Source organism: Algibacillus agarilyticus, from assembly GCF_003286125.1.
In the GTDB taxonomy this organism is placed as follows: Bacteria; Pseudomonadota; Gammaproteobacteria; order Enterobacterales; family Alteromonadaceae; genus Algibacillus; species Algibacillus agarilyticus.
This window is the reverse complement of record NZ_QMED01000015.1, coordinates 1-24208: the sequence shown is the minus strand read 5'-3', so window position 1 is coordinate 24208 and position 24208 is coordinate 1. Positions and strand designations below refer to the sequence as shown.

Below are 24208 nucleotides of genomic sequence, written 5' to 3'. Positions count from 1 at the left end.
CCTTGAAGCAGAAGTATGAAAAGAACCGCTTACTTTTATGTCGTTTGAGGTTCAATGAGTTTAATTTGACGATTAACAACCCACCAAGAGCCTAATAGCCCTAAGCCCATGCTAATGGCTAATAAATAAAGCATATCGCTCGCCCCTAAACCTTGAAGTGAAAAGTCAGCTTGGTAAAGTTGCGCTAAATGCTCAATCGCTAATGAAATCCACATGAGCATGAGCTCGATTGCGATCCAAGCTATCACACCGCCAAAAAAGCCATACCACACCCCGGTAAATAAAAAGGGACGATGAATAAAGGCATCGGTGGCTCCCACCAGCTTTAACACTTCAATTTGCTCGCGTTGGTTAATAATTGATAAACGGATCGTATTACCAACAATCAATACCACAGAAACAACCAATAAGAGCGCTAAACTCGTCAACGCATCATTTATAAGCTTAACAACCGCTTCTAAACGACGTAACCATTCAATATCAAGCTTGCCAAATTCAATTTCGTTTAAGCTTTCTAATTCTTCTAATAATTCAGCGGCAAAAGTAGGAGAGGAATGAGTGGCTTGCGGCGTAACCAGCAAAACATCAGGTAAAGGGTTATCATCTAAATACTGTAAAGCTTCACCAAATCCAGACAAGCTCTCGAATTCGGCAAGCGCTTGTTTACTCGATATAAACTCGACTTTTTGCACTTGCGTCATTAATTCAATTTCTTTGACTGTCCGTTGAACTTGTTTTTGTGAAATATCCGTTTGAAAAAATAACGAAATCTCTGAAGCTGAATCCCAATTGCCTTTAACCGATTCTGCATTTTTTACCACAACATAAAGCGTCGCGGGCAAGGTAAGGCTGACACCTAAAACAGCAATAGTCAAAATAGAAGGAATAGGGTCGCGCCAAATTTCACCGAGTGAAGCTAACCATTGACGAAACACACCGGTAATAGCGCCAACAATTCGCTGATAAAAGCTCGTTTTTTGCGTATGCGCACCTCGAGAGAGTCGGTCTTTAAATAAAAAACTCATCGTACTTCCTCGCTCTCCACATGCGCTAACCCATCGTTGATCATACGGCCTTGCTTAAGCGTTAAACTGCGGTATTTCATGCGCGCAATTAAGCCCAAATCATGCGTGGCAATTAGAACACTCACACCCACTTGGTTAAACTCTTCAAACAACTTAATAATTTCGAGTGATAATTTAGGGTCAAGATTACCCGTCGGTTCATCAGCTAACAATATAGGAGGCTTGGTTACCACAGCACGAGCAATACCTACGCGTTGCTGTTCACCACCCGATAACATTTTAGGAAAATATCGTTCTTTATCGAGCAACCCCACTTTATCCAGTGCCGCATGTACACGACGTCGAATTTCTTTGGGTGAATAACAAGCCGCTATAATCATGGGTAAGGCGACATTATCGAATACGGTTTTTTCTTGCAGTAAACGATAGTTTTGAAAAATCATGCCGATATCACGGCGAATAAAAGGAATATGTTTACGGGCAACCGTCGTAATATTGTGTTTATTGATCCACACTTGACCAGCAGAAGGACGTTCCATTAACGAGATAAGCTTTAATAACGTACTCTTACCCGCGCCAGAATGCCCAGTTAAAAAAGCCATTTCACCGGCTTCGAGGTGAAAATTAACTTTTTGTAACGCTTGATGCCCACCCGCGTACGTTTTTGAAACATCATCCAATCTGATCATAAGGCTACACTGTTATTATAAAATGATTAGCTTAAAAAGTACCCTATTCTGATCTAATTCAAAGGGCTGCGCAATGTGCTTATACTTGATCAAATAAGGCGTCAGTAAAATCTTTACTGTTAAAGGCACGTAAGTCATCAATACCTTCGCCCATACCAATATAACGGATCGGCACTTTAAACTGATCAGCAATCGCGAAAATGACACCACCTTTGGCCGTTCCATCTAGCTTGGTTAACGTGATCCCCGTTAAGCCAACAGCTTCTTTAAATAAGCGAGCTTGACTGACCGCATTTTGACCCGTCGCAGCATCTATAACCAACATCACTTCATGCGGGGTATTGGGGTCAATTTTTTTCATCACCCGGACGACTTTTTTCAATTCTTCCATCAGGTGCGCTTTATTTTGTAAACGTCCTGCCGTATCGGCAATCAATACATCAACGTTTTTAGCTTTAGCCGATTCTAAGGCATCAAATAACACAGAAGCACTATCAGCCCCTGTATGCTGGGCAACCACAGGAATATTATTACGCTCTCCCCATACTTCAAGTTGCTCAACCGCCGCAGCTCGGAATGTATCGCCCGCGGCAAGCATCACTGACTTCCCTTGTGCTTGAAATTGCTTAGCCATTTTACCTATGGTTGTGGTTTTACCAACACCATTAACACCGACCATTAAAATAACAAAAGGACCATCTGGATTTTCAACCACAAGCGGCTGATCAACTTCAGCTAAAATATTCCCCATGTGTTGCTTCAAGATATCAGACAACGCTTCGGCATCTTTTAACGCTTTGCGGCTCGCATTGGTTTGCACTTCATCAATTATTTTTAACGTGGTTTCAATACCCACATCCGCCATTAATAACTGAGATTCTAGATCTTCAAAGAGCTCATCATCTATTTTTTTGCCTTTAAATAGGCTACTAAACCCAGAACCTAGTGACGAACGCGTGCGTGCTAAACTTTGCTTTAAGCGTGCCAGAATACCCTTAGGCTCTTCTGGCTCTGGCTCTGGCTCTGGCTCTGGCTCTGGCTCTGGCTCTGGCTCTGGCTCTGGCTCTGGCTCTGGCTCTGGCTCTGGCTCTGGCTCTTTAATATCTTTTGCGACGGGAGCATCAAACTCAACGGTTTTTGCCGAACGAATAGTTGAATCAACTGGCAATTCCGTAGCCTCTTTTGCTTGCTCATCCGTTTCTACTGTTGTTTCTTGGGTGGACTCAACGAGTTGTTCTTGAGCTTTTTCTTGTTCTTCATTTCGGCCAAACCAACCGAAAAAACCTTTCTTTTTTGACATTGTGCTGATGCCTATACTTTAATATTTTGAATTTGTGGAATAATAAAAATCCGCAACATAGTGATAAATAAAAATTGAATTTATAGTCTTCTCGCTCAGGTTTTATGGTTCATTGTCAGCGCTTACTCGACCCAATCCCATAGTAGAGCATATGCTCATGGCGTCTCGAAGCTTGCCTGCATGGATGCAGGTAAGGGGCGAGAGCAGGACGCGGTAGCTTTGACGGCTTCCCCTAAACCCGATCGCTTTGACTATATAACGAGAATAGAAGCTATATTGCAATTATGGCGGCTATGGTATCATGTAAGGTAGATCAGACAAAAAAATTCCCACTTATGCGTAAAAAAAATAACAAGACCAATCGTTCAACCACCACTGGCTTTATTCGAATAATTGCGGGTTTATGGAAAGGTAAAAAATTACCGGTGCTAGACGCTCAAGGTTTGCGCCCAACGACTGACCGAGTAAAAGAAACCGTATTCAATTGGCTAATGTTTAAAGTGGCAGATCGAAATGTATTAGATTGTTATGCTGGGTCCGGCTCTTTGGGTATTGAAGCCTTATCCCGTGGGGCGCAATCGGTCACTTTAATTGAAAAGCATAAAAGTACCGCTCAACAGCTCAATAAAAATATTCAAAGTTTATCGAGCGCTCAAATCAAAGTAGAAAATCAAGACTGCTTAACCTTTTTACATCAAACCGCACAGCAGTTTGACTTAGTCTTTATTGATCCACCTTTCAACTGTGGTTTGGCCGCTCAAACAATTAGCGCATTGGTCGACAATAACAAACTTGCCAATAACGCATTAATCTATTTAGAAGTAGAAAAAAACCTCACACAAGTGATCTGGCCTGATAACTGGCAAGTGCTTAAAGAAAAAACAGCCGGCGAAGTCAGTTACCGCTTACTATCGGTTAATTAGTTTAAATTGGTTTTAGTTGGCTTTGGCTTTAACGTAAACATCAAAGCGATTTTTCTTAGCACTAATAACATGACTCGGTTTTTTGCCATCGAGTACGCCTGCGTAATCAGGCCTTTTTACAACAACTCGTTCTTGCGCTGCCGCTAGCGCGGCGTCTAATAAATGATCAGCATCAGTGTCAGCTCCAACTAAATGCTGAAAAGAACGCATTTCTTTTTTAACGGCGGCGGCTTTTTTCTTATTCTCAGGGTGCGGGTACATAGGGTCTAAATACACAACCTGTGGCTTTAAGTCGTGTTCAAGGTTGGCGACCTGCGTTAAATAATCAAGCGAGGCTTGATGAACCAACGTCATTCGGCTTGCAACATCATTCACACTTGCCTCTATTAACGCGCGCCTCAATCCATCATGCAATAAACTCGCAACAACGGGGTGTCGCTCAACCAGTTCCACTTCACAGCCTAATGCGGCCAATACAAATGCATCTCGGCCTAATCCGGCGGTCGCGTCTAAAACGCGTGGTCGCTTACCCGCTTTAAGACCAACGGCTTTAGCAATCGCTTCTTTTTTAATACTCACTTGTAGGCGACGATATTCAGATTGCGGACTACTAAAATCCACCCATATAGGGCCTTGTTTCTCAATTTCGGTTTGTAATAACTTCAAGGCGTTATCTTGCCAAATCAATTGAAAGGGTAATGCTTTTTCTGGCGAAAAATCTAATTGAAATTGCTTAGCTAAGGTTAATAATGCCGCTGGCGCATTATCAACAGAGCCTAAAATAGTACACTTCATTTACGCTGCATTCCGAGAAAGGTTAAACATGATTATCGCCTTGGCTGTATGCAATAATTTGGCTTATCTCTTGAAAAGACAAACCACTTTGCTGTTGCCATTCATTAAAACAAGTTTGAGCTTGCATTAAAGTACGCTTAGACGTTAAGCCGCCTTCTATTAAATTGTATGCACGTAAATAAGCTTCTACATCGCGACTAAATAGAAAAGTATCTTTGCCTAACGCTCTTAATGCATAAGGTCCGGTATTACCCCCTAAACGAGCCCCTTCTTTTTTTAAAAATTGCCACAGCTCAACAATATTTTGCGCTGGCCATTGTGCTAGCCACGTTGCCGCACTGCCGTGTTCAAGCGCAATAGCATGTAACATGTGAGCGTTTTCTTTAATCGTTAATATTTTTTTGAAGTTACGAATAATTTTAGGATCTGATGCTTTTCGTTCTAACATTTCATCAGGCATCATTAAGATTTTTTCAATATTAAATTGAAAAAACACGTCTTCAAAATTTGGCCACTTTTGCTCGACAACACGCCACACAAAACCGGATTGGAATACTTTTTTGCTAAATTCAGCTAAAATACGATCATCGGTTAACGCGGCAAGCTGGTGGTTGGGTAGAGGCTGATAAACTCTTGCCATCACCGAATCTATACCGCCTTTGCGCTCAGCAGCTCGAGCTAAAATATGTTTAAATTGTTCCATGTTTGACCGTTAAGTTTTAAATGTTTTGATAAAATATCGACACCTGATAAACCATCTTACTGATTAATCAGGTAAAATATATTCTTATACGTTGTTTATAAAGCCAAGGATCAATGACAAAGGGCTTAATGGATGCATATTATACCGCTTAATGAAGCGTGCTTCAGGAACTTTTTTTACCATGAAAACGAGTTTAAAGCTTAAAATAATAACCAGTTTGGCTTTTATGAGCTTTATGTTTAATAGTCATGCTCGTAACATGCAATTAGATGCAGTCACGCATAAACAAAGCGAGTTACTTTTTCATGCTTTATTTATGATTGATTGGCCGGCATCCCATAAAACCACATTAAATATGTGCGCAATCACGGCCAACACCCAATCTCTTGCTCATAAGCTAGCAACCCAAAAAGGCTTACGCAGCAAGCAACACCCGATCAACATCCACTTTATCACCGATATACGTACCGCTCTCAGTTTTGATCGAGAAAACACCTGCGATATTTTCTATTTCGATCCGATCCTCAGTAAATTTAATTTTTCCGCAATGGCGGAACTGTCGTATAGCCGCGCTATACTATTGATAGGCCACGGTGATTTATTTATAGAGCAAGGTGGGATGCTCAGCTTTATGGGTGAACGGCCCGAAACAACCACGTTATATGCTTCAACTCAGTTCAGGCACGCACGTTTGCTGACAGTAGACCCAATACTCTTAAACCATGTACAAGCTCGATAATGGGAACATTAAATTTTGAATAAAATATACGGCATTGCCATCACCTTTAGCTTTGCTATTTTAGCGATCGGTTTTGCCGCTGGATTAGGGCTTAAAAAGCAAGCGTTAACACAAGCTCATTCAGCGTGGTTAGAACGAGTAACGTACCAAGCAACCCCTTTTGCTAATTTTTTAACCGACACGCTCAATCAAGAATTCACCCTGTTAGAGCAAGTTGCTGCGTTATTAGTCGTAAACCCTGATATTACGCCTGAACAACAAGCAAAACTCATCGCACACTTTCAACAAAAACGTAAACTGAATAATGAAATTGCGCTGAGTTTATTCTCGTTAGATTCACAGCGGATCAATGTTATTTGGGGTGAATCAGCGGCAGATAAACTCAACCAATCATCAAGCGATCGCAATAAATTGCGCCTTGCGTTGCATAATACAGAAAAACATCCAAACCAAATCCATTTAACAGCATTGCCCAAATTATCAACCGATGAACACTATGTCATGCTCAGTTTAAGTTTTAAACAAGCAAGCAACAACGTCATTTTAATGTCGCTCGTTAACTTAAGTTTGCTACAAACAGGCATTGAATATTTTTATCAACCTGATGATTTTAACGCCAGCGTACAATTATTGATCGATAAAAAACCAACCGATTTTAGCTTTAAGTTTGGCTCTGAACGCACAGATAAAGTCGAATTCAAAAGAGCGAATAACATCGGTCAATGGCAAGTATTCATTTATCCCAAACCCACTTTTGCTGAAGGCGTTATCACAACTTATGCTGATAAGGTTTTTTACTTAAGCTTAATTATCGCTGTTGTACTCATTTTATTAATTATGGCGCTCGCCTTTTTAGGCGGTAAAGCCACGCTGAACTTACAACGTACAACTAAAAAATTAAAGGCCAGCGAATCACTTAAGAAATATACACAAACCAAACTTGAATCAAGTGCCGAACATACAATGAATGGCATATTATTGCCTAGATTAGCCGCTAACATTAATGTGCCATTAAGCCAAGCGGTATCCGGTATGAGTTCGCTCGAAGAAGTATCACATGTATTTAAAAGCAAATTAGAAAGTGGAAAAATAACAAAAACCCAACTCACTCAATTTATTGATAATACCGCTCAGCTTTGTCAGAAATCCGCTCGCCATGTAATGGAAGCCAATGAAAGCCTTTATAACATTATTCAAATTTGCCAGTACCAAGATAAAAATGAATCTGAACGTATCGTGTTAAAGTTTTTTATTGAAGAAATTATTTCGATGGTTCAACCACAACTACGAGACCAAGAACACAAATTTATTCTTAACATTCCTGAGGACTTAAAATTAAAAGTTAAAAAGGGCACATTAAGTTTAATTTTGTCACATCTCATTATCAACGCGATACGCCATGGCTTAAAACGTAAAGATAAAGGCGTGATCATGCTCGAAGCCTTTAAAGGGCCAGACGCCGGAAATATTTCATTAAGAATAGAAGATAATGGCTCTGGTATTGATGACCGATTACTCGCCGATTTACAACAAGGTAGAGCCAGTAAAAAAGCCGTTGGTTTAAAACTCTGTTTTCAACGAGTTGAATCCGAACTATTCGGAAACTTGAAGCTCGAAAGCAAAGTAAATAAATATACACGCGCGACTTTATCACTGCCACGTTCAGGCAAAGCCGCAGCTCCGGTCGAAAAACCAGCTGAAAAGCCGGCAGAAAAAGAGCCAGCTAAAACCGATTAGATCACGTTAAGTCAACTTAAAATCAATACTCACAAAAAAATATGACGCTGTAAGCCAAGTAAAACCTCGCTTATATCATTTTATTATGGTGTTAGATTTAAAGGTGTTAGGCTTTCGTTAATTAGGGCTGGATTTTTACTTGATACAAGCGTAAATTACCCACCCTCATAAATGTAGGTTCCCCCTAGCCTCTTTAATTTTCCACAATAGTTTTTTACTATTTCACCTATATTCAAAAAACAAAAAACAACATATAAATCAAACACTTAAAAACAAGTTGCGTTGTTGTCTTGTAAGTTACACACAACCCTATAAAGCATATATTAACAGACTTATCCACAGGTTTAGCGTTAGCCGTGTTGAATTTAACTGAAATAAAATGACAGCTGACAAATAAATCATTTGTTATCAATTCGTTAAACTATTTTTATTAATATTTTTTTATACCCAACACAGAAAAACAAAGCTCGCCTATCAATGTTAATGCTTAAAACCTGGGTTATCGGTATTTGAAAGGGAGCAACCATTCCTGTACAAAAATGTCTGGAACATTTTTGAACAGCTTTGCTGGCTTTAGCGAAAGGCAGGATGCCTGAAGTACACCGACGCCTTGCTCAAAAACCGCTGGATGCATTCTGGGAGATCACTTATTAATATGAATTGGTATAAATTACGCGAAATATAACAACGCCATCGCGCGATTATAACCAGCCAATCTATCGATTACGGATATGATTTTCGCCCAAGGATAGTATTGCTTATAGGTCTATGGCAGACTTACGCCATTGTATTATTAATTTTAAAAGACTCATGCCAGTTATCCCCGAAAACCCACTTGTCCTTGTTGATGGCTCTTCTTATTTATTCCGTGCTTATCATTCGCCACCACATTTAACGAACTCTAAAGGTGAGCCTACGGGAGCGATTTACGGCGTAATTAATATGCTGAAAAGCTTATTAAATAAGTTTGACCCAAGTCATATAGCCGTTATTTTTGATGCTAAAGGCCCTACATTTCGTAATGATATGTATACAGAATATAAAGCTAATCGCCCACCGATGCCTGATGACTTACGCACTCAGATCGCCCCTTTGCATGAATTAATTAAAGCAATGGGTTTGCCCTTGATCTCAATTGCAGGCGTTGAAGCTGACGATGTGATCGGCACATTGTCTGACCAAGCAAGTAAGCAAGGCCGACATGTTCTTATTAGTACGGGCGATAAAGACATGGCCCAATTGGTTAATGACAAAGTAACGTTGATCAATACCATGACCGATACCGTACTTGATCCGCAAGGTGTCGTCGATAAATTTGGCATTCCGCCTGAGTTGATTATTGATTACCTAGCGTTAATGGGTGATAAAGTGGATAACATACCAGGCTTGCCAGGTGTCGGAGAAAAAACCGCACTTGCGATGTTACAAGGCATTGGGAGTGTTGCCGCGTTATATGAAGATCCACAAGCAGTAGCAGCACTTGGTTTTAGAGGCTCAAAGAATATGCCGAAAAAACTAATCGAGCATAAAGAAGCCGCTGAATTATCGTATCAATTAGCGACAATAAAACTCGATGTTGAACTCGACCTTACGTTTGAACAATTAAACAGAACGGAAGCAGACCAAGACAAAATAATCACTTTATTTGGTGAATTAGAGTTTAGACGCTGGTTAGCTGAAGCACTTAAAAACCAAGAAAACCCTCAACTTAAAACCTCTTCAGCCTCTACATCGAGTTCAGCAACTAACAGCACAGATAAAGCCGTTGAAAATGAATCGGCTTCAGCCCCCTTAAACGAGACTCATTATGAATGTGTATTAACAGAAGCTGATTTTAATCGCTGGCTCGAAAAATTATCCAATGCCAATGAATTTGCGTTTGATACAGAAACCACGTCATTAAATTATATGAATGCCGAGCTAGTCGGCGTGTCATTTGCCACTGAAGCCGGTAAAGCCGCTTATGTACCGGTGGCCCATGACTATGAAGATGCCCCACAGCAATTAGAACGAGATTGGGTATTAAATCAATTAAAGCCTTTATTAGAAAACCCCGCGGTGCACAAAATTGGGCAAAACTTAAAATACGATCAGCATATCTTGGCTAATTACGATATAAAACTAGCCGGGATTGAACATGATTCAATGTTAGAGTCTTATGTGCTTAGTAGTGTGGGTTCTCGCCATGACATGGATAGTTTAGCGCTTAAGTATTTAGGCCATAAATGCATTAGCTTTGAAGAAATAGCCGGCAAAGGCGCAAAGCAAATAACGTTTAATAAAGTCGATTTAGCACAAGCAGCCCCTTATGCGGCAGAAGATGCCGATATTACCCTACGTTTACACCAAACATTATTGGCTAAACTGCAGGCGGATCCCGAATTATTAAGTGTTTATCAAAACATAGAAAAGCCATTAATTTCCGTTTTACAACACATTGAATATACCGGCGTGCATATTGATATTCATCAGCTAGCACAACAAAGCCAAGATTTAGAAATACGCTTAAATGAACTTGAATTAAAAGCACATGATATAGCGGGTGAAACATTTAACTTAGCGTCGCCAAAGCAACTGCAAGTTATTTTATTTGAAAAGCTCAATCATCCCATTCTAAAAAAGACGCCAAAAGGTGCACCTTCAACCGCAGAAGAAGTCCTGCAAGAATTAGCGCATGATTTTCCTTTGCCTAAAGTGATCATCGAGCACCGTGGGTTAAGCAAGCTAAAATCAACTTATACAGATAAGTTACCGTTAATGGTCAATGCAAAAACAGGCCGAGTTCATACTTCATATCAGCAAGCGGTTACGGCGACAGGTCGATTGTCATCAAGTGATCCTAACTTACAAAATATCCCTATTCGTAACGAAGAAGGCCGAAAAGTACGCCAAGCATTTGTTGCCGCAGCAGGTTATAAAATACTGGCCGCGGATTATTCACAAATTGAATTACGGATCATGGCACATTTATCAAATGATGAAGGCCTACTGAGTGCTTTTAGTCAAGGCTTAGATATTCATAAGGCTACTGCGGCTGAAGTTTTTGATACGCCATTTGAAGAAGTAACAACAGAGCAACGCCGCAGCGCGAAAGCTGTCAACTTTGGTTTAATTTATGGTATGTCGGCTTTTGGTTTATCACGTCAATTAGCCATTCCACGCCACGAAGCGCAAAAATACATGGATTTATATTTTGAACGCTACCCAGGGGTATTAAATTACATGGAAGACACTCGGGCTTTAGCAGAAGAAAAAGGCTATGTATCAACCTTATTAGGCCGACGTTTGCATTTGCCAGAGATTAAGGCCCGTAACCAAGCCCGCAAAAAAGCAGCTGAGCGAGCGGCAATTAATGCGCCTATGCAAGGCACTGCAGCCGATATTATTAAGTTAGCCATGATCAACGTTGCCAAACGACTTGAAGCTGAAAACAGCGCAGACATCCGTATGATCATGCAAGTTCACGATGAATTGGTTTTTGAAGTAAAAGAATCGTTTATTGAACAAGCAACGGATTTAGTTAAAACTGAAATGGAAAACGCACTTAAGTTAGCCGTGCCTTTACTGGTTGAAGTTGGCATTGGTGATAACTGGGATGAAGCACACTAAGTTAATTTACTAAGTCACTAAATAAAAACAACCTGCTTTTGCAGGTTTTTTTATCTGTAAAATAGAGCACCGTTATCAGACATTGGCATTTGGCTTTCATCGCACTATTATTAAAGCAATCTAAAAAACAAAAAAGTGGAACGTCAATGGATGTACTTGAACTGGTCTATTACCTGCTCGCAATCTGCTTTTACTTAATTCCGATCAGTTTAGTGATTAATAGTAAACGCACCCGAGGCCAAGAGAAAAACTTTTGGTTGATTGTTACGTTATTCTTAACTTGGTTTGGCTGGTTACTTTATATATCAACCGCTAAAAAGCACCACAAACCTAAGCACAATCAAAAGTAAATAATGGCGCTTGCTTATTGAATTCAAGAACCATTTATCACTGCCGATACAATATTATCTCTTTGATGTATGTGGTAATGAGAATGGAAAAGCTAGCGTTGCAGATTTTGATCTTGTGTTTTTATTTAGGCCCTATTACTTATATCGTGGCAGATAAACACTCGAGTGGTAATGAAAAAAATGCGTGGTTAGTGGCTACCATGTTTTTTAGTTGGCTAGCTTGGCTAACTTATATTGCAATAGTGCCTACCATTAGGCGACATCGCTACAGAATTGCCCGCATTGCTTACCTAAAAACCCATGGCCATAAGCCACATTTATCGCCCAAACACGACGTTATAATTAAAAACGACATTTAATTAATCTAGCTTGTCATAACAGAGCATTACCAATAAAAACAGACCCAAGTTACTCAGATATGTAGCATAATATAAGCTTTAAATTTAGCGGATTGTGATATTGGGGTTTAAATTAGGGTCGCCTTCAATATCAACGGTAACAACGCTATCATCCAGTCTAAATACGGCTGTATTACCATCTCGTATAAAAGCGAGTTCATAACCGACATTGCTTAACGAATTTGCGCTGACTTGTTGAGCACAATTTAAAGAAGCCCACCAATGTTTTTCATCTAACTCAGTATGTCTACGATCTTCCATACTTCCCCCCAGCTACATTCAAATTGTAAATCTATACTGATTTACAACGAGATCTCGAATCAACCGCGATAGCGGGTCCCAAACACGCTAATTTAACTCTGGGACGAACGATATAACCGAGATGAATTATACCAATCCGTAATAATAAGTGCCCACTCAGCGAGCGTTTAAATGCGCTTACATGAAAGAATAGTGGTGCTCTTTTGAGTTCGAGCAACACAGAGTAAGCGGATTTAAAACTCGCCTGAAAGGAATGCCTCAGCGGCTTTTGATACGCGTTATCGGTATTTGAAAGGGAACAACCACTCCTACACACCGATGCCTTGTTCAAAAACCGCTGGATGCATTCTGAGAGATCACTTATTTATATGAATTGGTATTAATTATAGTAACTGAACAAAAAACAGGCAGTTAAATTGAATGGTTTGACAAATATATTCTAAAAGCAGAGCGGTAAATATTTTAAAGGCATAAAAAAACGCCAGACTTAGCTGACGTTTTTAGCAGTAAACGAAGTTAGTTTAGCAATAAACTACTTAGCTTCTCTTGAAGCACGTTTACGTTCGTTTTCAGTTAAGAAACGTTTACGTATACGAATACTTACCGGTGTAATTTCAACTAACTCATCATCATCAATAAACTCTAAAGCTTGCTCTAGGGTATAAACGATTGGTGGGCTTAATGTTTGAGCTTCATCAGTACCAGATGCACGAACATTCGTTAATTGCTTACCTTTGATTGCATTAACTGTTAAGTCGTTGCTACGGTTATGAATACCAATAACCATACCTTCATAAACTTCAACACCGTGTCCGATGAATAAACGACCACGCTCTTGTAATGCGAATAATGAATGCGTTAATGCTTTACCTTGTTGGTTAGCGATTAATACACCATTTTGACGAACACCAATGTTGCCGCCTTTATGTGGGCCATAATGATCAAATGCGTGATACATTAAACCAGAACCTGAAGTCATGGTCATGAATTCAGTTTGGAAACCAATTAAGCCACGGCTAGGCACCATGAAATCAATACGTACACGGCCTTTTCCATCTGGAACCATATCGGTCATTTCAGCTTTACGTAAACCTAAAGCTTCCATAACTGGACCTTGATGATCTTCTTCAACATCAACAGTCATCGTTTCGATTGGCTCGATCTTGTTGCCATTTTCATCATCTTTAATGATAACTTCAGGACGAGATACAGCTAATTCAAAACCTTCACGACGCATGTTTTCAATTAAAATACCTAAATGAAGCTCACCACGACCAGAAACTTTGAATTTATCTGGGTTTTCTGTTTCTTCAACACGTAATGCAACGTTATGAACTAATTCGTTTTGTAAACGCTCAAGTATTTGACGTGAGGTAACAAACTTACCTTCTTTACCACAGAAAGGAGAGTTATTAACTTGGAAAGTCATCGTTACAGTTGGTTCATCAACTGATAATGGTGTTAAAGCTTCTACTGCATTAGGATCACAAACGGTATCAGATATTTTTAATTCACCCACACCGGTAATAGCAATGATGTCACCAGCACTGGCTTCATCTTTTTCGAAACGCTCAAGACCTAAATAACCTAATACTTGGCCTACTTTACCGTTTCGTGTTTTACCATCGGTACCAATAACGGTGACTTGCTGGTTAACTTTAACAGAACCACGTTTAATACGACCAATACCAATAACACCAACATAGTTAGAATAATCTAACTGTGAGATTTGCATTTGGAACGTACCTTCAGGATCGGCTGCAGGCGGCGCTACTTTATCTAAAATAGTGTCAAACAAAGGCGTCATATCAGTACCGGTTTCGCCTTCTTCTAACGAAGCCCAACCATTGATAGCTGATGCATAAACAACAGAGAAGTCTAATTGCTCATCTGTTGCGCCTAAATTATCAAACAAATCAAAAACTTGATCCATAACCCAATCCGGACGAGCCGCTGGCTTATCAATCTTATTGATAACAACGATAGGCTTTAAACCATGTGCAAACGCTTTTTGCGTAACAAAACGAGTTTGCGGCATTGGACCTTCTTGTGCATCAACCAATAATAAAACTGAATCAGCCATTGAAAGTACACGCTCAACTTCACCACCAAAATCGGCATGGCCAGGCGTATCAAGAATATTAATACGGAAGTCTTTATAATTAATCGCTGTGTTTTTAGCGAGAATGGTAATACCACGCTCTTTTTCTAAATCATTAGAGTCCATCATGCGCTCATCATTTGAGGCGCGCTCATCAAAAGTACCTGATTGCTCAAGTAATTTGTCTACTAACGTTGTTTTACCGTGGTCAACGTGAGCAATAATTGCAATATTTCTTAACTTATCTATCACTGGGTGTTCCTGCTAATTATTAACCGAAACACATACTGCTAAGTATGAGCCCAGTTATATTTTGAACGAATAAAAATTGCGCGCATTGTACACTCTTGAGGCCATAAGCGATAGCTTCACTAGGTTAAATAATTACTTTTAATCCATAACTAAAAACGAATGCCTTAAAAATGCGTTAACTATTTAAATTTTTTTAACGCTAAAATGTAAGCACACTGTAATTTGCTTGTTTTTTAAACAATTAATCTTCAGTTTATATTTCAATAAATTAGCACCAGCTAAGCCAACTCAATAGCCTTATTTAGCCGGCTTATTCATTTGCTATATATAGATGTCAAAATTCAATCTGAACACAACTGATAAAGATTGTGCATTTGTATGAGGAATACGCTATTTTACAGGTATCCGAATTTCCACTTTGGTGCTTCGCACCCATTTAGTGCAGAAATGCACCAACGTGATCCCACCTATTGGTGTGAAACAAGGATGAACCACAACATAAGCCCTATTGTTATGGGTTTATCATTTTGGTACATTTTTTGCTTAGCAGAGTGCTACGCTATGTAAGTATACATGCGCAAAATTACAAAAATTATTTCAACTGGAGGACACATGTCTGCAGAAAAAGTTTTAGAACTTCTTAAAGAAAGCGAAGCTAAATTCGTTGACTTACGTTTCACTGATACTAAAGGTAAAGAGCAACACGTATCAATTCCTGCTGCTTTAATCGACGCTGACTTCTTCGAAGAAGGTAAAATGTTCGATGGTTCTTCAATTGAAGGCTGGAAGGGTATCAATGAATCAGACATGATTTTAATGCCAGATCCTGCAACTGCAGTTTTAGACCCATTCGCTGAAGAAACTCAAGTTAACATTCGTTGTGATATCGTTGAGCCGATGACAATGGAAGGTTACGACCGTGACCCACGTTCAATCGCTAAACGCGCTCTTGAATTCTTAAAATCTACGGGCATCGCTGATGACGTATTCTTCGGTCCAGAGCCAGAATTCTTCTTATTTGATGATGTGAAATTCCGCACTGATATGAGCGGTTCTTTCTACAAATTAGATTCTTCAGAAGCAGCTTGGAACTCAGGTAAATCTTATCCTGAAGGAAACCTTGGCCATCGTCCAGGTGTTAAAGGCGGTTACTTCCCAGTTCCTCCAGTCGATTCAGCTCACGATATTCGTGCTGCTATGTGTATCATCATGGAAGAAATGGGCTTAACAGTTGAAGCACATCACCATGAAGTTGCGACTGCTGGTCAAAACGAAATTGCTTGTTTATTTAACAGCATCGTTGAAAAAGCTGATGAAGTTCAAATCTATAAGTATGTTGTTCATAACGTTGCTCACGCATATGGTAAAACAGCCACTTTCATGCCTAAGCCAATCGTTGGTGACAACGGTACCGGTATGCACGTTCACCAATCATTAAGCAAAGGTGGCGTTAACATCTTCGCTGGTGATAAATACGGCGGATTATCTCAAGAAGCTTTATGGTACATCGGTGGTATTATCAAGCATGCTCGTGCAATCAATGCGTTCACAAATGCTTCAACTAACTCGTACAAGCGTTTAGTACCAGGTTTCGAAGCACCGGTAATGTTAGCTTACTCAGCACGTAACCGTTCTGCATCAATTCGTATTCCTTTTGTACCAAGCCCTAAAGGTCGTCGTATCGAAGTACGTTTCCCTGATCCAACAGGTAACCCTTACTTATCATTCGCTGTTATGTTATTAGCGGGTCTTGACGGTATCAAAAATCAAATCGATCCAGGCGAAGCAGCTGATAAAGATTTATATGACTTACCAGCTGAAGAAGCGGCAGCTATTCCAACAGTTGCTTCATCTTTAGAGCAAGCTCTAGATGCATTAGCAGCTGACCATGAGTTCATCACCTCTACTGGTGTTATGAGCTTAGATGCTGTTGAAGCTTATATTGATCTTAAGCGTGAAGACGTTGTTACATTAAATCAAACAACTCACCCAGTAGAGTTTGATATGTACTACAGCGTATAATTAATCAATTACTGATTAATTTGCTTAAAAAAGCCTGCTTATGCAGGCTTTTTTGTGGATAATTTTTGGCTCACAGGTTAAATTAACGGCTGTTTAACATTACGTATGTTATTTCATTATAAATAAAATAAATAATTTACATTCAGTGTGGCTAAGGGTTTTATGCGTTCTATTATTTTAGTTTTATTATCTTTTATTAGCATCAATATTTGTTATGCGGGTAAAGTATATGTTTTTCGTAATGCTGAAGGCGTATTGGTCTTTTCTGATGCACCGCAAAGTAATAAAGCAGAAGAGATCAAACTCACGACTAAACCAACCGTCATCCCTAGTGAAAATACAGATGTGTTAAACCCAGTATCTGAATCACAACATCAAATCCATACTCGATTTGCCATTAACATAACCCAACCTAGCCATGAATCAACAGTCAGAGACAATACCGGATCGGTTTATGTGTCTGGCGGCATATCACCTAACTTTGAACCAGGCCATCAAGTCAGAATTTTATTAAATGGTAAACAACAAGGTAAAAATTTAGGTCGAGCAACTCAAATTCTGCGCAACGTAAACCGCGGTGAACATAAATTGAAAATGGAGCTTTTAGACAAAACAGGCAAGGTTATTGCATCGTCTGAAGAAGTCACCTTTTTCATGCATCGAAGTTCAGTTAATTAGCCCACAATAAGGCTTACGATTAAAAACACCTGAATCTTTTTGGTGCAACGCACTATAATGTAACAATGAAGTTATATTTAGAGGGTTCACGTGTTTAACGAATTTATTGTCAATAATATTAGTAGCTCAATATTTGTTACCGATACCGATTTAAAAATTTTATATGCAAATCCAACGGCCGAACATTTTTTTCGTTTAAGTGTACGCCGTTTAAAAGAGCTCTCCTTTGACCAACTCTTTAAATACAACACGCTTGATATCGCTCGTGTAACGCTCGCGATTGAACAAAATCAATCGTTTACCGATGCTGAAGTATCAACCGTTACAATTGATGACCAACACGGTAAGTTTGAAGTATCTGTTAGCCCTATTTATCATGAAGCTAAAACATATGTACTCATTGAATTACGTGCAATTGATCAAATTCAACGCATTAACCAAGAAAGCTTTGTGCAATCGCAACTGCATGCTTCACGTGACCTTATTCGTGGTTTAGCTCATGAAATAAAAAATCCATTAGGCGGCATTCGCGGCGCGGCGCAAATACTCGACCGCATGGTATCAGATGATGATTTAAAAGAATGTACACAAATGATCATGGAGCAATCCGATCGATTGCGTAACTTAGTTGATCGACTACTTGGACCCAATAAATTACCGCAACGCATGAATACCAATATTCATCGAATTTTAGAACAGGTAAGACAAGTACTTGAAATGGAAGCGGATACCAATATTGAAGTATATCGTGACTATGATCCCAGCATTCCTGATTTTGAAATGGATGCAGAACAACTTCACCAAGTATTTTTAAATATTACGCGCAATGCAATGCAAGCAATGCAAGGACAAGGCAAGATCAGTTTAATCACGCGTATTATTAGCGGTCATATGATCCACGGTCAGCACTACAAATTGGTCGCCGTTATTAAAATAATAGATACAGGTCCCGGTATTCCAGACGAAATACGCGATACCTTATTTTACCCTATGGTTACATCAAAAGCAGAAGGCAGTGGTTTAGGGCTTTCAATAGCACAAACTTTAATTCAGCAACACCATGGTCGCATCGATTGCGAAAGCTGGCCTGGTCATACTGAATTTACCGTCTATTTACCGATTGAATAGCAGGAAGAAATATGAAAGATACTAAAGTTTGGATCGTAGATGACGATAGTTCGATCCGTTGGGTTATGCAAAAAGCATTAAGCACCGCGGATATCAGTAACCATACCTTCGAAAGCCCGCTCGATTTATTAGCCGCAATGAAAACAGAGCGTCCTGAAGTCATTATTTCGGATATTCGAATGCCAGAGATGGATGGCATGGCATTACTGCATGAAATCCATAAAATTGATAATGAGATCCCCGTGATCATCATGACGGCACATTCAGATTTAGATTCAGCGGTTAACGCTTACCAAAGTGGCGCTTTTGAATATTTACCAAAACCGTTTGATATTGACGATGCCGTTAATTTAACCCAGCGAGCATTAACGCATGTCAAAGAAACATCAAGCAAAAAGCGTAATCAAGCCGCTGAGATAAATAGCAGTGAAATCATTGGTGAAGCGCCGGCAATGCAAGAAGTGTTTCGAGCTATCGGTCGTTTATCACGCTCAAGCATTAGTGTATTAATTAATGGTCAATCGGGTACCGGTAAAGAGCTCGTTGCTCGTGCTCTCCATAAACACAGTCCACGTAAAGATAAACGCTTTGTGGCCTTAAATATGGCCGCTATCCCCAATGAACTCATCGAATCTGAATTATTTGGTCATGAAAAAGGCGCATTTACCGGAGCTAATACCATTCGTGAAGGTCGCTTTGAGCAGACGAATGGCGGTACTCTTTTTCTTGATGAAATTGGGGATATGCCACTTGAAGTGCAAACCCGGTTATTACGTGTTCTCGCCGATGGTCAATTCTACCGTGTCGGCGGTAAAGAACCACAGTCAGTTGATGTGCGTATTATTGCCGCAACGCATCAAAATTTAGAAAAACTCGTTACCGATGGTAAATTCCGTGAAGATTTATTTCACCGTTTAAACGTCATTCGCATTCATATTCCGACACTGGCTGAACGACGAGAAGATATAGCAACCCTTGCAGGTCACTTTTTAAAAGAAGCAGCCAAAGAAATGGCAGTGGAAGAGAAGTTTTTATCAACAGATGCAGCAGACTATTTAACCCATTTACCTTGGCCAGGTAATGTTAGACAACTTGAAAACACCTGTCGTTGGTTAACCGTGATGGCAAGCTCACAAGAAGTGCTGGTTAATGATTTACCACCCGAGCTTTTAAATAATGAGCCTAAAGTTGTTGAATCAGAATCTGACAGCAGCTGGCAGAATTTATTAACGACCTGGGTTGATGAAGAGCTAAAAACCGGACGCAATAATATATTAAACGATGCACAACAGGTTTTTGAACGCATAATGCTTAGCCGTGCCTTACACCACACGCGAGGACATAAACAAGATGCAGCCAAACGTTTAGGTTGGGGGCGCAACACCATTACGCGCAAACTTAAAGAGCTGGATCTTTAAGCACTCATCCCAGCGTACGCAGAATACAGTGGCTAGATAACAATAGGCTTGTTATCATTTAGCCACTGGTATTTAACGTAAGTCATTGTCTTTTCATGTTATCGCGCGAACAAAACTGGCCTCAATTCTGGCAAACTCAAATAGAACCTTTTTGGCATGAACATGCAATGGAATGGGTTTATCAACCTCAAGCCGACTTCAATGTACATTATGCTCTGATTGAAAACCCCAATGCAGACAAATGCTTGCTATTAATTCCTGGCCGTGTTGAAAGCTACTTAAAATACAAAGAACTCATTTTCGATTTTTTTCAACAAGGCTACAGCATTGTAACGCTTGATCATCGCGGCCAAGGTCAATCTTGTCGTGAAAGTACAAACTTACACTTTGGTCATGTTAACAACTTTTCTACGTATGCTGATGACTTGCATGCAATTTGCCAAGAAACACGACTCTATCAGCGCTATAAACAAGTTAACTTGTTAGCTCACTCAATGGGGGGCGCAATTGCACTAGATTACGCTTATCGTTATCAACCAAAATTGGCGAGCATGGTGTTGTCTGCCCCATTGCTTGGTATAAATGCAGGCCCGCTAACGCCAAAACTAGCACTTAAAGTCGTCAAGCTAGTCATGGCAATTAAGCGAGTCACCGAGCCTAATTACTTTATCGGGCAAAAACCTTATCATAGAAGCCTTTTTACCGATAACACGCTTTGTAGCAGTGAGTCACGCTTTGAAATGGGTCAAGAGCTGATTTCAACACCTGAATTACAACTAGGTGGAGTGACTTATCAGTGGCTGCAGCAAGCGTTACTAAAACTAATAGAATTGCATAATAACGTGGCAAAGCTGAATGTACCTTGCCTAGTCTTGCAGGCCGAAGCAGAAAAAATAGTTAATAACAAAGCGCAAAATAAATGGGTTACGTTAGCACGAAAAGAGAAAAAAGAGATTGAATTTTGTATTATTGAAAAAGCAAAACATGAAATTTTAATGGAACAAGATAAAATCAGAGAGCCAGCGCTAACAAAGATTATAAATTATTTTGACGCCCATTAAGCTGGGGCATCGAGCGGTATTGATACCTAAGTCACTTAGGTTTCAATGCCGCTCAGGTATCAGTACAGCTTAAGTATCAATGTTAAACCTATTCACATTAATTAGCGCCAGCGTAACCTAATTGGCGCCAAGCTTCATAACTAATAATAGCAACAGAGTTAGATAAGTTTAAACTACGATTGCTTTCCATCATCGGTATTTTAATACGCAATGCCGGTTCTACACTTTCCATCGCCTCTGTTGATAAACCATGCGTTTCGGCACCAAACAATAAAACATCATCGGCTTGATAGCGAATATCACTATGATGGCAAGTGCCTCTGGTTGTGCAAGCGATCACACGATTGCCTGCTACCGCGGCTTGAAATTCAGAGAAATTTTTATGAATTTGAATATTAGCTAAATCATGATAATCCAAACCGGCTCGACGAACTTGCTTTTCATCTAACGAAAACCCCAGCGGTTCAATCAAATGTAATTTACAGCCATTATTGGCGGCTAAGCGAATGATATTACCCGTGTTTGGTGCGATCTGGGGCTCAAATAAAGCGATTTGAAACATGCTTAAATATTATCCTACAAGGTCAGTCGAAAGAATATTGATAAAAAGCTCTGGCAACTCAGTGAGTACACAGAGCATGTAAAATGCGTGACGAGTTAAGCGACAAGTGATAATTTACCCAAATAGAGACTCAAACCATTTGAATCTCGTTAGGTAAAACAATCAACTACAAATCAACACCCCAGCCATCAGCAAAACCACGCAACTTTTCAATTTTCGCAGTAAATGCATTATCAATATCGGTGATAGTTTGATATTCAAGCTGTAATGGTATAGTAGCGACGAGCTCTACACCGCCACCTTGTTCTGGTTTTTGAAGTTTTACATCAGCAAACGACTGCTCAGAAAAAGTCATTTTCTGTAACGCATCTATAGCTTCTTGTCCACGCTCTTCAAACTCGAACGCAGCATAAAAATCGACATTGTATGTTTGACTAAAATCGATACCGGCTTCAAACATCTCTTTTAGCACTTCACCGTTTTCATCATCTGGAAAATTCATATTCTGTTCTCGCATATTTTATTGATCAAGCTGAACTCTAATTAAGAGATCGTGTAATCTTTGGGATTATCTGATTACTCAGATTTAATTACCTGCATTGTACCAATGCTTGATCTAAGTTCCCATGTCAATTAACAAGGTTTCTGCCAAAATAAAGCAACATCACCGGCTAATTCATAGGGTTTGAAGCCCGCTTTGTCATATACGGCTTTAGCAACTGTATTATTAGACAAAACCTCTAATGTAATTTTGCAAAAATCATGCGTGCTTGCATACGCCGTAATTTCGCTCATGAGTCGTTTACCAATACCTTGCCCTCGGTAAGCAGGCAATACAGCAAAATCATGAATATTAATTAAGGGCTTAGCGGCAAACGTAGAAAATGCTGTAAAACAATTCGCCATGGCGATCGGCTTGGCATCATCCCAGATAATAAACCCTAAATAATTAGGCTGTTTTTTTAATTGTGGGATCAAATTTTGTTTCACGTCTGATTTTAAATCGACTCCGCCCCCTTTGGGATCTAACGCATACTGCGACATTAAATATAAAAGTGCATCGCAATGCGTGGTTTGTGTTAAATCAATAGGTAAAAACTGCATTCAAGCTCCATTTAACATTATTTAGGGGTATTCGGTTTTAACCATAGCTGCGTATTTTGTTGATCAATCTCGAATTGAAAATAGCGTAAAAAATTCATACCAAGCAACCCGTCTGCATGGTGCGATAACGATAATGGCATAACGGCGATCCGTAAATCTTTTATTTCAAATTCATCAATAGAAAATGCATTGGCGTTGTATATTTGCGCCATTGCTAAACCACCCGCCGTATTCATTTCAGCTTCACGAACAAAGGTAAATTCATATTCACTACTTAACCGATTAAAAACATCGCGACTAATCACGGTTAAAGCCGCCCCAGTGTCGATCATGAGCTGTACATGATCGGCTCGGTTAATCAGCGCTGAAACAAAAAATTGATTTGCGAATTGTTGTAACTGAATCGCTTTTCGCTCGCTCTGGGCTAACAATAACTGTTGTTGAAATTCAGCGATAACAGACGATAAGCTCGGATCGTATGCTAATTTTTTCAATTCAAAATCGGCATCATCCAATTGCTGCAATGCTAAATAAGCTTGAATACGAGCAAGCGCATAAGTTGTGAAATCGGGGTCACTTTGTTCAACGTCATCAATAAAATGCAACAAATGTTGCCAATCCGCGCGAACTTTCAATTGCCCAATATAATGCACAGAGAGATCACGGGCGAACTGCCGCCAAGTGGCAGCTTGAATATCGTCCTGTGTAGTCAGTAATAAATCATAATAAATTGTTATCGCATCGTGTATTTTCCCCGCTTTTTGAAACAATTCAGCTCGCACAGGTTTAAACATAGGATCATCAGGATAAAAATTTAATAACGCATCTAAAAATAAATGCGCCTGCTGATATTGCTGGCTAGCGATTAATAAATGTAACTGTTTTAACCATTCATATTTTAACCGCTGTGCTTGTTTTTCGTCTTCATGCTCTAAATCGTGTAATAAATCAACAGCAATATAAAAATCTTGCATTTCAAAAGCCTGTTGTGCTTCATTAACTAAAAGTAGAGAGGGTTTTGTATCAATAGCGTGCGAAACCACAGCTTGAGGTGAAGACGAGCCAGCAGGTTGGGAACTAATGACGACAATTGATTTTTCAGCTGGATGAGTATCACCGGATGAAAATCGTTGATACCAATAGATGTTCAATGCAAGTGAGATCGTCAGTAATAACAATAATATGCGTGTCATCGTAGAGCCTTATTTGATCATCAAGTCTATTTTATTCGCCTGACGATAAATTAAACCTTTTTGTTAGGTTTGAAAACCAAAGTGGAGTTTTATATTTAGGCAAAAAAAATCCCACTTAAAAAAGCGGGATAAGATTTAATATTCAACATTCTCATTCAGT

22 protein-coding genes are annotated in these 24208 nt (G+C 39.6%); 11 read left to right on the top strand and 11 right to left on the bottom strand.

Features of this window, described 5'->3' with window-relative positions; all coding sequences use genetic code 11:
• Positions 1–35 precede the first annotated feature (35 nt).
• The 3 genes from ftsX to ftsY all read right to left on the bottom strand — a co-directional run bounded on the left by ftsX (position 36) and on the right by ftsY (position 3014).
• A complete protein-coding gene (ftsX, locus tag DPX34_RS12570) occupies positions 36–1025 on the bottom strand; it encodes a permease-like cell division protein FtsX (protein WP_111978781.1) in 990 nt (329 codons plus the stop codon).
• Entirely contained in the window at positions 1022–1714 is a 693-nt protein-coding gene (gene ftsE / locus DPX34_RS12565; protein ID WP_111978780.1) for a cell division ATP-binding protein FtsE, read from the bottom strand. The genes ftsX and ftsE overlap by 4 nt, the downstream gene beginning before the upstream one ends.
• A gap of 79 nt (positions 1715–1793) precedes the next feature.
• Entirely contained in the window at positions 1794–3014 is a 1221-nt protein-coding gene (gene ftsY / locus DPX34_RS12560; protein ID WP_111978779.1) for a signal recognition particle-docking protein FtsY, read from the bottom strand.
• 335 nt (positions 3015–3349) lie between these two features.
• Here ftsY and rsmD point away from each other — a divergent pair, with 335 nt between their 5' ends.
• Positions 3350–3937 carry a 16S rRNA (guanine(966)-N(2))-methyltransferase RsmD gene (rsmD, locus tag DPX34_RS12555; protein WP_111978778.1) on the top strand — a complete coding sequence of 196 codons (588 nt, stop codon included), beginning with the start codon at positions 3350–3352 and terminating at the stop codon, positions 3935–3937.
• Positions 3938–3949: 12 nt separating this feature from the next.
• On the opposite strand, the gene DPX34_RS12550 is transcribed toward rsmD, so the two are convergent.
• Positions 3950–4732 carry a class I SAM-dependent methyltransferase gene (locus DPX34_RS12550; protein WP_111978777.1) on the bottom strand — a complete coding sequence of 261 codons (783 nt, stop codon included), beginning with the start codon at positions 4730–4732 and terminating at the stop codon, positions 3950–3952.
• 22 nt (positions 4733–4754) lie between these two features.
• Positions 4755–5435: a DNA-3-methyladenine glycosylase I gene (locus tag DPX34_RS12545; protein WP_111978776.1), complete on the bottom strand. Its 681-nt coding sequence runs from the start codon at positions 5433–5435 to the stop codon at positions 4755–4757.
• A gap of 181 nt (positions 5436–5616) precedes the next feature.
• Between DPX34_RS12545 and DPX34_RS12540 the strand changes: the two genes are divergently transcribed.
• The 5 genes from DPX34_RS12540 (at position 5617) to DPX34_RS12520 (ending at position 12229) form a co-directional block, all read left to right on the top strand.
• Positions 5617–6174 (top strand): YfiR family protein, encoded by a 558-nt coding sequence (locus DPX34_RS12540; protein WP_157964715.1) that lies wholly within the window; start codon positions 5617–5619, stop codon positions 6172–6174.
• 15 nt (positions 6175–6189) lie between these two features.
• Entirely contained in the window at positions 6190–7911 is a 1722-nt protein-coding gene (locus DPX34_RS12535; protein WP_111978774.1) for a sensor histidine kinase, read from the top strand.
• 810 nt (positions 7912–8721) lie between these two features.
• Positions 8722–11520, top strand: coding sequence for a DNA polymerase I (gene polA / locus DPX34_RS12530; protein ID WP_111978872.1), 2799 nt, complete (start codon positions 8722–8724; stop codon positions 11518–11520).
• Between the two features lie 146 nt (positions 11521–11666).
• Positions 11667–11870, top strand: a complete 204-nt coding sequence (locus tag DPX34_RS12525; protein ID WP_111978773.1) for a hypothetical protein — start codon at positions 11667–11669, stop codon at positions 11868–11870.
• A gap of 83 nt (positions 11871–11953) precedes the next feature.
• Complete coding sequence (locus DPX34_RS12520) at positions 11954–12229, top strand: hypothetical protein (RefSeq protein ID WP_111978772.1); 276 nt, start codon at positions 11954–11956, stop codon at positions 12227–12229.
• Positions 12230–12313: 84 nt separating this feature from the next.
• Here DPX34_RS12520 and DPX34_RS12515 read toward each other — a convergent pair whose 3' ends face one another.
• The gene (locus tag DPX34_RS12515; protein ID WP_111978771.1) at positions 12314–12529 is read right to left on the bottom strand and encodes a hypothetical protein; all 216 of its coding nucleotides are present in this window, start codon (positions 12527–12529) and stop codon (positions 12314–12316) included.
• A gap of 532 nt (positions 12530–13061) precedes the next feature.
• Positions 13062–14882 (bottom strand): translational GTPase TypA, encoded by a 1821-nt coding sequence (gene typA / locus DPX34_RS12510; RefSeq protein WP_111978770.1) that lies wholly within the window; start codon positions 14880–14882, stop codon positions 13062–13064.
• Positions 14883–15494: 612 nt separating this feature from the next.
• On the opposite strand from typA, the gene glnA reads away from it, so the two are divergent.
• From glnA to DPX34_RS12485, 5 genes are all read left to right on the top strand, one after another.
• Positions 15495–16904 carry a glutamate--ammonia ligase gene (gene glnA, locus DPX34_RS12505; RefSeq protein ID WP_111978769.1) on the top strand — a complete coding sequence of 470 codons (1410 nt, stop codon included), beginning with the start codon at positions 15495–15497 and terminating at the stop codon, positions 16902–16904.
• Positions 16905–17066: 162 nt separating this feature from the next.
• Positions 17067–17582 carry a DUF4124 domain-containing protein gene (locus DPX34_RS12500; protein WP_111978768.1) on the top strand — a complete coding sequence of 172 codons (516 nt, stop codon included), beginning with the start codon at positions 17067–17069 and terminating at the stop codon, positions 17580–17582.
• A gap of 90 nt (positions 17583–17672) precedes the next feature.
• Positions 17673–18710 (top strand): nitrogen regulation protein NR(II), encoded by a 1038-nt coding sequence (glnL, locus tag DPX34_RS12495; RefSeq protein ID WP_111978767.1) that lies wholly within the window; start codon positions 17673–17675, stop codon positions 18708–18710.
• Between the two features lie 11 nt (positions 18711–18721).
• Positions 18722–20128 (top strand): nitrogen regulation protein NR(I), encoded by a 1407-nt coding sequence (glnG, locus tag DPX34_RS12490; protein WP_111978766.1) that lies wholly within the window; start codon positions 18722–18724, stop codon positions 20126–20128.
• A gap of 95 nt (positions 20129–20223) precedes the next feature.
• Complete coding sequence (locus tag DPX34_RS12485) at positions 20224–21189, top strand: alpha/beta fold hydrolase (RefSeq protein ID WP_111978765.1); 966 nt, start codon at positions 20224–20226, stop codon at positions 21187–21189.
• A gap of 97 nt (positions 21190–21286) precedes the next feature.
• Here the strand turns inward: DPX34_RS12485 and DPX34_RS12480 are convergent, their stop codons facing one another.
• The 4 genes from DPX34_RS12480 to DPX34_RS12465 all read right to left on the bottom strand — a co-directional run bounded on the left by DPX34_RS12480 (position 21287) and on the right by DPX34_RS12465 (position 24048).
• Entirely contained in the window at positions 21287–21751 is a 465-nt protein-coding gene (locus tag DPX34_RS12480; RefSeq protein ID WP_111978764.1) for a tRNA (cytidine(34)-2'-O)-methyltransferase, read from the bottom strand.
• A 166-nt stretch (positions 21752–21917) separates the two neighbouring features.
• Entirely contained in the window at positions 21918–22253 is a 336-nt protein-coding gene (locus DPX34_RS12475) for a ribonuclease E inhibitor RraB (protein WP_157964714.1), read from the bottom strand.
• 131 nt (positions 22254–22384) lie between these two features.
• Positions 22385–22855: a GNAT family N-acetyltransferase gene (locus DPX34_RS12470; RefSeq protein WP_111978762.1), complete on the bottom strand. Its 471-nt coding sequence runs from the start codon at positions 22853–22855 to the stop codon at positions 22385–22387.
• Between the two features lie 17 nt (positions 22856–22872).
• On the bottom strand, positions 22873–24048 hold the full coding sequence (locus DPX34_RS12465) for a retropepsin-like aspartic protease (RefSeq protein WP_111978761.1): 1176 nt from the start codon (positions 24046–24048) through the stop codon (positions 22873–22875).
• Positions 24049–24208: the final 160 nt, after the last annotated feature.